The 13664-nt window shown below is 65.4% G+C and carries 9 protein-coding genes; 3 read left to right on the top strand and 6 right to left on the bottom strand.

Annotated features, from left to right (window positions below; all coding sequences use genetic code 11):
* Positions 1 to 115: 115 nt before the first annotated feature.
* On the bottom strand, positions 116 to 1882 hold the full coding sequence (gene aspS / locus IWX62_RS11940) for an aspartate--tRNA ligase (protein WP_196841642.1): 1767 nt from the start codon (positions 1880 to 1882) through the stop codon (positions 116 to 118).
* 117 nt (positions 1883 to 1999) lie between these two features.
* Here aspS and IWX62_RS11935 point away from each other — a divergent pair, with 117 nt between their 5' ends.
* Entirely contained in the window at positions 2000 to 3283 is a 1284-nt protein-coding gene (locus IWX62_RS11935) for an APC family permease (RefSeq protein WP_196841641.1), read from the top strand.
* Between the two features lie 28 nt (positions 3284 to 3311).
* On the opposite strand, the gene hisS is transcribed toward IWX62_RS11935, so the two are convergent.
* Positions 3312 to 4658 (bottom strand): histidine--tRNA ligase, encoded by a 1347-nt coding sequence (hisS, locus tag IWX62_RS11930; protein WP_196841640.1) that lies wholly within the window; start codon positions 4656 to 4658, stop codon positions 3312 to 3314.
* Between the two features lie 410 nt (positions 4659 to 5068).
* Here hisS and IWX62_RS11925 point away from each other — a divergent pair, with 410 nt between their 5' ends.
* On the top strand, positions 5069 to 6787 hold the full coding sequence (locus tag IWX62_RS11925) for a DUF349 domain-containing protein (protein WP_196841639.1): 1719 nt from the start codon (positions 5069 to 5071) through the stop codon (positions 6785 to 6787).
* Between the two features lie 139 nt (positions 6788 to 6926).
* The gene (locus tag IWX62_RS11920) at positions 6927 to 7550 is read left to right on the top strand and encodes a hypothetical protein (protein WP_196841638.1); all 624 of its coding nucleotides are present in this window, start codon (positions 6927 to 6929) and stop codon (positions 7548 to 7550) included.
* A gap of 12 nt (positions 7551 to 7562) precedes the next feature.
* Here the strand turns inward: IWX62_RS11920 and IWX62_RS11915 are convergent, their stop codons facing one another.
* From IWX62_RS11915 to IWX62_RS11900, 4 genes are all read right to left on the bottom strand, one after another.
* Positions 7563 to 9812: a RelA/SpoT family protein gene (locus tag IWX62_RS11915; protein ID WP_333483397.1), complete on the bottom strand. Its 2250-nt coding sequence runs from the start codon at positions 9810 to 9812 to the stop codon at positions 7563 to 7565.
* Between the two features lie 401 nt (positions 9813 to 10213).
* Entirely contained in the window at positions 10214 to 11224 is a 1011-nt protein-coding gene (secF, locus tag IWX62_RS11910; RefSeq protein WP_196841636.1) for a protein translocase subunit SecF, read from the bottom strand.
* A complete protein-coding gene (gene secD / locus IWX62_RS11905) occupies positions 11225 to 12964 on the bottom strand; it encodes a protein translocase subunit SecD (protein ID WP_196841635.1) in 1740 nt (579 codons plus the stop codon).
* Between the two features lie 89 nt (positions 12965 to 13053).
* Positions 13054 to 13590, bottom strand: a complete 537-nt coding sequence (locus IWX62_RS11900) for a preprotein translocase subunit YajC (protein WP_333483389.1) — start codon at positions 13588 to 13590, stop codon at positions 13054 to 13056.
* Positions 13591 to 13664: the final 74 nt, after the last annotated feature.

Genomic DNA, 13664 nt, shown 5'->3' with positions numbered 1-13664 from the left:
ATTAAGTGTGTGTCCATTCCCGTGACAAACCAGTTCAGCCCCAGCACCCCTCCCCGAATGCCCCTCCCCGGACGGAACCTCTCTGCCGTCGAACGGGTGGGGTGTGAAGACCTTCCTAGTTCTTCTTCTCCGGCTTGAAGTCCACTCCGGCTTCCCTGCGCTGCTGCGCGGTGATGGGAGCGGGGGCGGCTGTCAGCGGATCAAAGCCGCCACCCGACTTCGGGAACGCGATGACGTCGCGGATCGACTCGGTTCCGGCCATCAGCGCGACGACGCGGTCCCAGCCGAAGGCGATGCCGCCGTGAGGGGGCGCGCCGAACTTGAACCCTTCGAGCAGGAAGCCGAACTTCTCCTGAGCGTCCTCCTGGCTGATGCCCATCACCGAGAACACCCGTTCCTGCACATCGCGCTGGTGAATACGGATCGAGCCGCCGCCGATTTCGTTGCCGTTGCAGACAATGTCGTAGGCATAGGCCAGTGCGGTCTCGGGATCCTTGTCGAAGGTGTCCATGTATTCGGGCTTCGGCGAGGTGAACGCGTGGTGCACCGCCGTCCAGGCTCCCCCGCCGACCGCTACGTCGCCGGCTGCAACAGCCGCCGACGCCGGTTCGAACATGGGCGCGTCGACGACCCAGACGAACGCCCAGGCCTTCGGGTCGATGAGCCCAGTGCGGTGGCCGATCTCGACGCGAGCGGCGCCGAGCAGTGCACGGGACGGTGTCTTCTCGCCGGCGGCGAAGAAGATGCAGTCGCCGGGGTTGGCGCCGACGGCGGACGGCAGGCCCTCCCGCTCGGTGTCGGTGAGGTTTTTGGCGACGGGGCCGCGGAGGCTGCCGTCGTCATCGACCAGAACATATGCGAGCCCCTTGGCGCCGCGCTGCTTGGCCCATTCCTGCCAAGCGTCAAGCTGGCGGCGCGGCTGGGAAGCCCCGCCGGGCATGACGACGGCGCCGACGTAGGGGGCCTTGAACACGCCGAAGTCGGTGTCCTTGAAGAACTCGGTCAGCTCGGTCAGCTCCAGGCCGAAGCGCAGGTCGGGCTTGTCGGAGCCGAACCGGGCCATCGCGTCGGCGTAGGTCATCCGCTGGATCGGGGTGGGGATCTCGACGTCAATCAGCTGCCAGAGGGCCTTGACCAGGCTCTCGCCGAGGGCAATGACGTCGTCCTGCTCCACGAAGCTGGCCTCGATGTCGAGCTGCGTGAACTCGGGCTGGCGGTCCGCACGGAAGTCCTCATCGCGGTAGCAGCGGGCAATCTGGTAGTACTTCTCGAAACCGCCGACCTGCAGCAACTGCTTGAACAGCTGCGGGGACTGCGGCAAGGCGTACCAGGAGCCGGGCGCCAGACGTGCGGGCACCACGAAGTCACGGGCACCCTCGGGAGTGGACCGGGTCAGGGTGGGGGTCTCGATCTCGACGAAACCGTCCTGGTGCAGCAGCTCGCGGGCCACCCGGTTCGCCTCGGAACGCAGCCGGAGGTTGGCGTTGGGTGCTGGCCGGCGCAGGTCGAGGTAGCGGTGCTTCAGGCGGGCTTCCTCGCCCACCTCCACGTGCTCGTCGATCTGGAACGGCAGCGGGTCGGAAGTGTTGAGGATGGTCACCGTCTCAGCGATGACTTCGATGCCGCCGGTGGCCAGCGCCGGGTTCTCGTTGCCCTCGGGCCGCTTCTCGACGGTCCCGGTGATCTGCAGCACGTACTCGTTGCGCAGTCCGTGGAACACTTCCTCTTCACGGACCACTACCTGGGCGAAACCCGAGGCGTCGCGCAGGTCAAGGAATGCTACCCCGCCGTGATCTCGGCGGCGGGCTACCCAGCCTGCCAGGGTGACGGTGTGTCCAATGTGCTCAGTCCGTAGCGAACCGAGGTCATGTGTGCGCAGCACAGCATTCCTTCCGGGTGGAGGTGCGGGGCAGAAAAGCGCTACCCGCGTATGAAAAGATCGTCTCGTTCGAGTTTACCGGTGATACCGGGACCTACCCGCCACGGCAGGGAATCACACATGGCAACTGCTGAACCACCAGAGACCAATCCGAAACCGACCATTCAGCCAGGACTCCGGCGGCAGCTGGGCGGCTTCGACGCCACGACCGTGGGGATCGGCTCCATGATCGGCGCCGGCGTGTTCGTGGTCTTCGCACCGGCCGCAGCGTCGGCCGGAAGCTGGCTTCCCCTCGCCGTGGCCATCGCCGGTTTTGTCGCCTACTGCAACGCGGCGGCGTCCGCACAGCTTGCCGCAGTGCACCCGCAGAGTGGCGGCACCTATGTCTACGGGCGACGCCAGCTTGGTCCCTGGCCCGGGTTCATTGCGGGCTGGAGCTTTGTCACCGGGAAGATCGCTTCCTGCGCCGCGATGGCCCTGACCTTCGGGCTGTACGCCGCCCCCGGCTTCGAAACCGCAGCAGCAGTCGCCGCCGTGGTGGGCTTGACGGCGGTGAACCTGCTGGGCGTCAGCAGGACCGCCCTGATGACCCGGATCATCGTGTCCCTGGTGGTCCCGGTGCTGGCGTTCGTGGTGGTGGCGGCCTTCGCCTCACCAGCACCGGCCGATGCCGTGGCATTGCCCACCACCTGGCTCGGCGTACTGCAGGCCGCCGGGCTGCTGTTCTTCGCGTTCGCGGGGTACGCGCGGGTGGCCACCATGGGCGAAGAGGTGCGCGAGCCGCAACGCAACATTCCGGCGGCCATCTTCGGATCTCTCGCCTTCACCCTGGTGCTGTATCTGCTCCTCTCCGTGAGCCTGCTTTCGGCGCTCGGCCCGACGGCGCTCGCCGGGTCCGCTGCGCCCTTGCTTGAGGTGTTCGCCGCCTCAACCTCAGGGATCCCGGCGACGGCGGTCACCATCGCGGCAGCCCTTGCCAGTCTCGGTGCCCTGCTGGCCCTCATCGCCGGGGTGGGCAGGACCACGCTGGCCATGGCCCGGGAGGGAGATCTGCCCAGGGCTTTGGCTGGCATCTGGCAGCGCTTTGGGGTTCCCTACGCCGCGGACCTGGCGACCGCCGCCGTCGTCATCGGCCTGCTCCTGACCACCGATGTCCTGACGGTGGTGGGGTTCTCCAGCTTTGGCGTGCTGATCTACTACGCGGTCGCCAACCTGTCGGCTTTCACCCTCACGCAACGGCCGTGGCATTCGCCGCGGGTGCTGAACGTGGTGGGGTTCGTGGGGTGCGTGCTGCTGGCGCTCACGCTGCCGGTGATTTCGGTCGTCACGATGCTGGCCGTGCTGGCGGCAGGAGTGCTGGGCCGCGCCGTCGTCGTCGGAGTACGACGACGACGGCGAGCCTAGCGAGCCGGGCAGCCGCGGGGCGCACCGCCTAGCCATCAGCGCGGAGCACGGTTGGCACCAGGTCCACTGCCGGAGGGGTCCAGGTGTCGGGATCGGCTGGTTCCTGGGCACCGGTGCGGATGTCCTTGACCTCATGGGTGCCGTCCTCGGCGGTGAACCAGACGAAGGGGATGCCGCGCCGGTCAGCGAACTTGATCTGCTTGCCAAACTTCTCGGCGGACGCCGCCACCTCGGCGGAAATGCCGCGGCCGCGGAGGGACGCGGCAATGTCCTGCGCCGCGGACCACGAGCTGTCATCGGTCAGCGAGATCAGCACCGCGGTGGGTACCTGACGGGATACCGCGGTGAAGTCCTGGCTGAGGATCCGCGACACCAGCCGGGTCACGCCAATCGAGAGTCCGACGCCGGGGAAGGTGCGGTTACCCTTGGCGGCGAGGCTGTCGTAGCGGCCGCCGGAGCAGATCGAGCCCAGCGATTCGTGCCCGTTGAGCACCGTCTCGTAGACGGTGCCGGTGTAGTAGTCCAGGCCGCGGGCGATGCTGAGGTCCGCGACCACCCGGGCGGGAGCACGCTTCGACGCCTCGGCGATGACCTGTTCCAGTTCACCGAGCCCCTCTTCGAGCAGCGGGTGGGTGACCCCGAGGGCGCGGACCTGGTCGACGAAGGACACATCTGCGGTCCGGATGGAGGCGAGGCGGAGGGCGAGTTCGGCCTGCTCCGCTGTGGCGCCGAGCTCGGTCTGGAGGAGCGCAGTCACCTTCTCGGCGCCGATTTTCTCCAGCTTGTCGATGCTGCGCAGCACCCCTGCAGTGTCCTCGATGCCGATGCCGCGATAGAACCCCTCGGCGAGTTTCCGGTTGTTGACCCGCACAGTGAAGTCGGGGATGGGCAACGCCGACAGGGCATCCACCACCACCAGGGCCAGTTCGACGTCGTACCGGAACGGGAGGACGCCGTCGCCCACCACGTCTATGTCCGCCTGGGTGAACTCACGGAACCGGCCGTCCTGGGGGCGTTCGCCGCGCCAGCACTTCTGGATCTGGTAGCGCCGGAAGGGGAAGGCGAGGTGTCCCGAGTTTTCCACCACGTAGCGGGCAAACGGGACCGTCAGGTCATAGTGGAGGGCCAGTCCGTCGTCGGCGCCTGCCGCGCGGCCGCCGTCGTCGTCGGCCTGTAACCGGGACACGGCGTAGACCTCTTTGTCGATGTCGCCTTTACGCAGCAGGTGGGACACCGTCTCGACAGCGCGGGTCTCAATGTTGGAGAATCCGTGCAGCTCGAAGGTCTTCCGCAGCGTGTCCAGCACATGCAACTCCACCAGACGCTCCTCCGGCAGCCATTCTGGAAAACCTGACAGTGAGGCCTTGCGTGCCATGCGGCTGAGCTCCTTGCAGTACGTAGCTTTCGGGTGACTGGTGCGGCACTCATTTTAGGGGTTGCGGTGGACCCTGGCGAAACGCTTTACCGCTTCCCGGTCGCTGAACCCCACCCGAGAGGGTCAACCTGGACATCGGTGGGCACCATTTCCAGCACCGCCGACGAGGTTGACCCCTGCGGTCCGGATTCCTCACCCCCGCAGTCACCCCGGGCAGACGCCACAAGATTCCGCTGCTGACCCCTTATGCGTAAAGTAGCCTCTTAGGCTGCGCAGCACCGGGATACCGGGCAAAAGCCGGTAGACGATAGAGAACGGTCCCCCGGCAAGTGCTGTGACGATAGACTCAGTAGCCCTGAACTAATTGCCGCGAGGTAGCAGGCAAACCAACGAGCGAAAGACTTCTAGCGGTGACACAAAGTCAGCAATCCGACGAAACACCCCGTAGCGACGAGACGACAGGCGACGAGGTACCCCCCACCAGCCAGGAGCAGGCGGTTGAGGCAGAGCCGGCGACGGAGCCCGCACAGGCAACGGAGCCAACCCCAGCGGAGCCCGCACAGGCACCTGCGGCTGAACTCCAGCCTGAACCGGTAGTTGAGCCTGAGCCAGCGGTCGAACCTGAGCAGGCTGCACCAGCCGAGCCAGCTGCCCCGGCAGCCGAAGCAACCCCCGAAGCCGAAGCATCCCCGGCTCCTGAGGCCCCCAAGGCAGCACCGGCTCCCGCGGCTCCTCCCGAAGCCGGCCGCCCGGCTCCCCACCCGAGCGCGGCCCCCAGCCCCGCCGCGATGGCTCCGCGTCCCGGTGCCAAGCCTGGCGGCAAGCCAGGCGCGAAGCCGGGGGCAGCAGTCGCTGCTCCCCCGGCGCACAACACCCCGCTCAGCGAAGCAGCCAAGTTTGCCCGCGTAGAGGACGACGGCCACGTCTTCCTCATCGTCAACGGCGAAGAGCACGCCGTGGGCCAGTACCCGGATGCATCGAAGGATGAGGCGCTGGCGTACTTCGTCCGGAAGTACGACGACGTCGCCAGCCAGATTGTGCTCCTTGAGCAGCGGGTGCAGGCGAAGGCACCGTCTGCCGACATGCAGAAGACTGCTGATCACCTGCGCGAACAGGTCGCCGAGAAGAAGATGGTCGGCGACGTGCTGGCTCTCGAGGCCCGATTGGATGCCCTGACCGGATCAATCTCCGAACTTGTTGCCGCCGAGAAGGCAGTCCAGGATGCGTTGAAGACCGCCGAGCTGGCGGCCCGTGAAGCGATTGTTGCCGAAGCCGAGGAAATCGCTGGCCGCGACCCGTCCACCGTTCAGTGGAAAGCCTCCAGTACCCGGATGAACGAGTTGTTCGAGACCTGGAAGGCCGCGCAGAAGAATGGCATTCGTCTGGGCCGCGGCACCGAGGATGGCCTGTGGAAGCGGTTCCGCGCAGCGCGCACCATTTTCGACCGTCATCGCCGCGCCTACTTCTCCCAGCTGGACACCGACAATGCGTCAGCCAAGCAGGCCAAGGAATCACTCATCCAGCAGGCCGAGGCGCTGTCCACATCCACCGACTGGGGCCACACCGCTGGCGAGTACCGCCGGTTGATGGACGAATGGAAGGCCTCCAAGCGGGCCAGCCGCAAGGACGACGACGCCCTCTGGGCGCGCTTCCGTGCCGCCCAGGACCGGTTCTTCACGGCGAGGAAAGCCACCAACGAGGCGATCGACGAGGAGTACGGCGCCAACCTGGTGGTCAAGGAGGCATTGCTGGTGGAAGCCCGCCAGCTGTTGCCCATCAAGAACCTTGCCGCGGCGAAGAAATCGCTGCAGTCGATCCGCGACCGCTGGGAAGAAGCTGGCAAGGTGCCGCGCGCCGATATGGGCCGCATCGAGGCTGGTATCCGTGAGGTCGAGGACGCTATCAAGTCCGCCGACGACGCCCACTGGGAGCGGACCAACCCGGAGACTCAGGCCCGCACCAACAGCGCGCTGAGCCAGCTGGAGTCCACCATCGCAGCGCTCCAGGAGGATCTGGGAGCGGCTGAGAAGGCAGGCGATGCGAAGCGTATTGCCGCTGCCAAGGAGGCGCTGGCCGCACGCGAGCAGTGGCTGGACATGCTCCGCAAGTCGGCGAAGGACTTCTCCTAGGGTCCACCCCGCCCCCTGTCTGCAGGGATGACGTTCCGAAAGCCCGGTCAGCCAGAGTCTGGTTGACCGGGCTTTTTGGTTATCCACATCCCGACGCCCGGGGCTTTCGTTTTACCGGTCAAGTAGGAATGCTTGGGCTATGTCCCAACACCTGCAGGGCGCGGAGTCCACGGTGGACAGGGCAGAGCCGGTGACCTCCACCGGCGGCGTCCTGTTCCGTGCCAATGACATTTTCAGCACCGTTGAGCTGCAGGCCATGTGCATTGATGGCCTGCTCCACCGGGTGTGCGGGGAATCGTATGCGCGTGCCGACCTTAAGCTCGATCCGGTGTCCCGCGCGCAGTCGGCCATCCTGTGCGTTCCGGAACCGCTGCGCCCCAAGGTGGCCCTGGCCCGGCAGAGCGCTGCCTGGGTGTATGGCTGCTCGAGCTTGCCCGGCTCGGTCAATCTCGTGACTGATCACCGGCGGCGCACCACAGCACTGCCGCCGTTCAGCGACGCCCTGATGCACCAGGTCACCCTCGGTCCCTGCGACGTCACGGTCCTGGGTGGTGTCGGAGTCACCTCGCCCCTCAGGACTGCCCTGGACGTGGCAGTTCACGGCCATGAATCCTGGGCACTGCCAAGCCTGATCAGGCTGGCCACCCAGCCGTCGCTGGGCTGCGACCTGGTCCTGGTGGTCAGGGCGCTTGAGGCCACCCGGCGTGTTCCCGGCAAGAACCGCGCTCTAGCTCGCCTGCAGACCGCCCTGCACTCGGGGTAAGGGCGTGACCGCTTAGAGCCGCCGCTGGGCGCCGGTGGTCCGATAGACGTCAAACACGCCGTCAATTCGACGGACGGCGTTGAGGATGTGCGTCAGATACTTCGGATCACCCATTTCGAAGGCGAACCGCGACAACGCAACCCGGTCTGTCGAGGTATTGACGCTCGCCGCAAGGATGTTGACGTGGTTCTCCGAGAGGACCCGGGTGACGTCGGAGAGCAGACTCTTCCGGTCAAGTGCCTCCACCTGGATTTCGACCAAGAACACACTCGACTGGGTGGGAGCCCATTCGACGTCCACAATCCGGTCCGGCTGGTCGCGCAGTTCCTCGACGTTGCGGCAGTCGTTGCGGTGCACGGAAACACCCGACCCGCGGGTGACGAAACCAATGATCGGGTCCGGTGGGACCGGGGTACAGCAGCGGGCAATCTTCACCCAGACGTCCCCCACGCCGCGCACCGTCACCCCGGAATCGGAGAATTTGGGCCGCCGGGGGGTGGTGGCAACCGTTGACTCGGCGATGCTCTCTTCGGCACCCTCGTTGCCGCCCATCAGCGCCACCAGGTGTTCGATCACGTTCTGCGCTGATGAATGCCCGTCCCCGACGGCCGCGTACAGCGCCGCGATGTCCGCGTGCCTGAGCTCCTGGGCGACGGCCATCAGCGCGTCGTGGGTCATCATGCGCTGCAACGGCAGGTTCTGCTTGCGCATCGCGCGCGTCAGCAGTTCCTTGCCCTTCTCAATCGCCTCTTCACGGCGTTCCTTGGTGAACCACTGCCGGATCTTGTTGCGTGCCCGGGGGCTCTTGACGAATCCCTGCCAGTCCTGGCTTGGCCCGGCGCCCTCGGCCTTGGAGGTGAAGATCTCCACCCAGTCGCCGTGGTTGAGTTCGCTGTTCAAGGGGATCAGCTTGCCGTTCACCCGTGCGCCGATGGTCCGGTGGCCCACCTCGGTGTGCACGGCGTAGGCGAAGTCGACCGGCGTCGACCCGAACGGCAACGCCATCACCTCGCCCTTGGGGGTGAAGACGAAGACCTCGCGTGCATTGATTTCGAAGCGCAGCGAATCCAGGAACTCATCAGGGTCGGAGGTTTCCTGCTGCCAGTCGACCAGGCTCCGCAGCCACCCCATGTCGCTGTTGTCGGGTCCATCCCCGACCCTCGCGCCCGTGCCCTTGTACTTCCAGTGCGCGGCCACACCGTATTCGGCGCGGCGGTGCATGTCGTGGGTCCGGATCTGGATTTCCACCGGACGACCGCCCGGCCCGATCACCGTGGTGTGCAGGGACTGGTACATGTTGAACTTGGGCATCGCGATGTAATCTTTGAACCGCCCGGGGAGCGGATTCCAGCGGGCGTGCAGCTGACCGAGGGTGGCGTAGCAGTCCCTGACACTATCCACCAGGACCCGGATCCCCATCAGGTCGTGGATGTCATCGAAGTCCTTGCCGCGGACAATCATCTTCTGGTAGATCGAGTAGTAGTGCTTCGGGCGGCCGGTGATGGTCGCCTTGATCTTCACCGACCGGAGGTCCTCACCGATCTGGGTGCGCACCACTGACAGATGCTTCTCGCGTTCGGGGGTGCGGTCCCCCACCATCCGCACAATCTCTTCGTAGACCTTCGGGTGCAGCGCAGCGAAGGATAAATCCTCAAGCTCCCACTTGATCGTGTTCATGCCCAGCCGGTGGGCGAGGGGGGCGAAGATCTCGAGTGTTTCCCGCGCTTTCCTGGCTGACGATTCGGGTGAGACGAACCGCCAGGTCCGCGCATTGTGGAGCCGGTCGGCGAGCTTGATCACCAGCACCCTGATGTCCTTGGCCATGGCGACCACCATCTTGCGGACCGTCTCAGCCTGGGCTGCGTCACCGAAGGACACCTTGTCCAGTTTGGTGACACCGTCCACCAGCATCGCCACCTCGGGACCGAAGTCCCGCTTGATGTCGTCGAGGGTACACGCGGTGTCTTCGACGGTGTCGTGCAGCAGTGCGGCGGCGAGAGTGGTCCCGGTCATCCCCAGTTCGGCAAGGATGGTTGCGACGGCGACCGGGTGGGTGATGTACGGGTCCCCACTTTTTCGCTTCTGGCCCTCATGGCTGCGCTCGGCTACCAGGTACGCCCGCTGGATGAGGTCCAGGTCCTCTTTGGGGTTGTTGGCCCTGACGGTCCTCAGCAAGGGTTCGAGCACAGGCGAGTAGCCCGGCGCTCCCCTGCCCGTCAGCCGCGCCAACCGGGAGCGGGTCCGGACCTTCCGCTCGGGCAGCGCGCTGTGGTCGGCACTGCCCGCTGAGGGTGCCGACGACGACGACGCGGCGTCACTGCGAACGGGTGGAGTGGCAGCCGGGGGCGCCGGAACCTGTTCGAGCTGGGCGGTCGACGGGCGCGAGACTGCCCCACGGCGCTCCTCACGGCTGTCCGTGTCTGGCCGCTCTGCTGGACCACTGGCTTCTGCCACGTACCACTCCGATTCCTCACCCGTCAGACGGCTGAAAAGAATTACACCACGCCACTTCTCCGGCGCGCATATTTAAGTCTAGACGTGCAAACCAAACCGTGCGGCACAGTTTCCCGGCGGCGGACGGATTGCGGCAATAAACAGCCGTGTCCTGGACCCCCGATGGGGCCCAGGACACGGTCGGTCACACTCGAAGACGGTCGGGGCGCCTAGCTGGCAGCGACGGCCTCCGCCGCCTCCACCGACCGGCGCTGCAGGACCCGCTTCTCCTGCCGCTTGATGTCAGGTTCCCGCATCCGCAGCCACGCGTACATGGGTGCAGCCACGAACAGGGTGGTGATGGTACCCATGATGATGCCGATGAAGAGAGCCAGGGAGAGGTCCCGCAGGGTGCCCGCTCCGAGGAGCAGCGCCCCGATGAACAGGATCGAGGCGACCGGCAGCACCGCGACCACCGAGGTGTTGATGGAACGGACCAGGGTCTGGTTGACCGCGAGGTTTACCTGCTCGGCGAAGGTCCGCTTTGTTGAGACATCAAGGTCTGCCGTGTTTTCCCTGACCTTGTCGAAGACCACCACCGTGTCGTAGAGCGAGTAACTGAGCACCGTGAGGAACCCGATCACCGCTGACGGGGTGACCTCGAAGTCACTGAGCGAATACAGCCCGGCGGTCACGGTCATCACCACCACCAGCGCCGTGAGTGCCGCGACGGACATCTTCCAGGTCCTGAAGTAGATAGCCATCAACACGGCAGCCAGGGCCACAAAGACCACCAGGCCGATTAGCGCCTGCCGGCTGACGTCCTCACCCCAGGTGGGTCCCACGAACGTTGAGGTGACTTCCTCAGCCGTGACGTCATACGCGCTGATCAGTGAATCCCTGACGCTGAGGGTCTCATCGTCGGAGAGCCGTTCGGTCTGGATGCGCATGGTTTGCGGGGCGATGTTTGTGACGCTGGGAACGGCGTCGGCGACGACGTCGGTCACTGCCTGCTCGCCCACCGCAACGTCGGTGTTCTCCACGCTGGAGACGGTAAACTCCGATCCGCCCCGGAAGTCGATCCCGAGATTGAATCCGCCTTTGACCACGGGGATCAGGATGGACACCAGGACTGCTACCGCGGCAATGGTGAACCACAGCTTGCGCTTCCCCACGAAGGGGTAGGACCGTTTGCCCGAGTAGAGGTCGTTGCCAAACTTGGCAAAGCTAAAGCCCCGCATTTACTTGTCCTTCTCGTCGGTGCCATTGCTGCGCGCGGCAAGGGCTTTTTGTTCAGCCAGCCGCCGCTCTGCGATGGTGGTGCGTCGGGCGATTTCGCCTGACACTGCCTTGTTCTTGGTGCGGCCGGCGGCAGCCGTCTCGGGGGTAGCGGAAGGCATCCGGATCCTGCCGGCACCCCGGTACAACGGCATGACGCCGAGCTTCTTCGGATCGAGCCCCGAGAACCGGTGTCCCTCGCCGAAGAACTTGGTCTTGGCCAGCAGCCGCATGACCGGCTGAGTGAACAGGAAGACCACAATCAGGTCGGCCACAGCCGTCAGGCCGAGGGTGAAAGCGAATCCTCGCACGTTGCCCACTGCCACGAAGTACAGGACGACGGCGGCCAGCAGGTTGACTGCCTTGGAGGCCAGGACCGTCCGTTTGGCCCTGCGCCAGCCGTTCTCGACCGCTGACACCAGGCCGCGACCGTCCCTGAGCTCATCGCGGATTCGTTCGAAGTACACGATGAAGGAGTCGGCGGTCTGCCCGATGGCGACAATCAGGCCCGCAACACCCGCCAGGGACAGACGGTAGTTCTCGGTCCAGCCGAGGATGCAGATGGCCAGGTAAGTGAGCAGACCGGCGACGACGAGGGAGGCGATGGTGACCAGCCCCAGCATCCGGTACTGGAAGATCGAGTAGACGGCCACCAGGATGAGGCCGATGATGCCGGCGATCAGGCCAAGCCTCAGCTGGTCGGCGCCCAAGGTTGCCGAAATCTGCTGTTCGCTCTGGATTTCGAAGCTGATGGGAAGAGCGCCGTACTTCAGCTGTTCGGCGAGTGCTGCTGCCGACTCTTCGGTGAAGCTGCCACTGATGGAAGGCCGGCCGTCCGGGATCACAGCGTTGGTGGTGGGAGCGGAGATGATGGTGCCGTCCAGCACAATGGCGAACTGGTTCCGCGGATCGCCCTGCCCGAAGGCGAAGAGGCGCTCAGTGACTTCGCGGAAGGTCTCGCTGCCTTCGGCGTTGAACTGAATGTTGACGGCCCAGGTGTTCAGCGACTGACCCTGTGCGCTGCGCTGCATCCCAAAGTCCGCTGTGTCGATGTCAGTGCCCGGCACCTCGACCGGCCCGAGGATGTACTTGCCCTGGGTGCCCGGCTCGCAGGCAACCATCGGCTCGTCGGCTGGTACTGCCTCTTCTGCAGGCTCCAGGGCTTCAGGGGAGGTGCAGTCCAGTGCCTCGAATGCTGAGAGAACCTCGCCGGTAATCCAGTTGGGGTCGCTCGCGTCGGTCGGTTCGGCAGTGGGAACGGGCAGTTCCTCTTCGGGGGTCGGTGTCTCGGCTGCGGGCGCCTGGCCCGGGCCGCCGAACAGTACCGGACGGAATTCCATCTGCGCCGAAGCCTGGATCAGCTCACGGGTCTCGGCATCCGGGATACCGGGGAGGGACACGATGACGTTGCGGCCCGACTGGGTGTTGATCTCGGCCTCGGCCACACCACTGCCGTCGACGCGCTGCCGGATAATTTCGACCGCCTGGTCGAGCTGCTCCTCGGTGATCTCTTCACTGCCGCCCTGGACCTGCGGCGCCAGGATCATCTGGGTTCCGCCCTCAAGGTCGAGTGCCAGTTTGGGGCTCCAGCTCGCGGTGCCCCAGATGGACCCGCTGCCCAGGAGAACTGCGAGTAATGCAAACATAACGCCGAGCCATACGAGGGTCCGTTTGGCTGCCGTGCCTGGGCCGGTACGAGGCATGTGGAATTTCCTTTTATCGAGAGAGCGCGCTGGGGTGGTGCTGGTGGCAGTGGGGCCAGCACCGTCACGGTGCTGGCCCCACCCGGGCGCTAGTTGTCTTTGTTATCCCGCTTGTTGTCATAGTCCAGACGCATCTCGTCGTCCGGGCGGGCGACGGGGCGCTCGGCGTCCGTGCCGGGAAGTGCGTCATCCCGACGATTCTGGTCCGGGCCGTCGACGGCGGTGGTCCGGGTGTTGGTGACTGGGGTATCGGCAACCGGGCTGGTCAGCGAGGAGGCGTCGTCGGGAACGGCCGGCGTCTCCTCGTCGTCGTCCGCGGGCTCTGGCTGGACCACCTTGGTGAGGGTCTGCATGTGGACCGTGGCAGTGGCACCGGGGCCGAGCTGCAGGAGGGCCTTGTTGGCCTCTTCGTCAAGCGAGATGACAGTACCGAACAGGCCGAAGTTGGTCATCACTTCGGTGCCGGGAACCATCTGGGTGCGCTGCTCCTTGATGGTCTTCTGGGTCTTCCGCTGCCTCCGGAACATCATGAAGATCAATACACCGAGTGCTACCGGGAGGAGCAGGCTGAAAATGTCAAAGCCTGGTTCTTGGGCTGCAGTCTGGGCTATAAGAGAGGGGAACACAGAGTAATTCCGTTTCTATATCTGGGGATCCGCACGCACCTGACGTGCCGCACGTCATATCAGTGTAAAGGGAA

Origin of the sequence: Arthrobacter sp. CAN_A1 (assembly GCF_015751665.1) — a bacterium.
Classification (GTDB): domain Bacteria; phylum Actinomycetota; class Actinomycetes; order Actinomycetales; family Micrococcaceae; genus Arthrobacter_D.
The sequence above is the reverse complement of the archived record's forward strand: the minus strand, read 5'-3'. Positions and strand labels throughout refer to the sequence as shown.

Coding starts and splice junctions, on each gene's coding strand:
- IWX62_RS11935 (WP_196841641.1), top strand. CDS start 2,000: ATGGCAACTGCTGAACCACCAGAGACCAATCCGAAACCGACCATTCAG.
- hisS (WP_196841640.1), bottom strand. CDS start 4,658: ATGGCACGCAAGGCCTCACTGTCAGGTTTTCCAGAATGGCTGCCGGAG.
- IWX62_RS11920 (WP_196841638.1), top strand. CDS start 6,927: ATGTCCCAACACCTGCAGGGCGCGGAGTCCACGGTGGACAGGGCAGAG.
- secF (WP_196841636.1), bottom strand. CDS start 11,224: ATGCGGGGCTTTAGCTTTGCCAAGTTTGGCAACGACCTCTACTCGGGC.
- secD (WP_196841635.1), bottom strand. CDS start 12,964: ATGCCTCGTACCGGCCCAGGCACGGCAGCCAAACGGACCCTCGTATGG.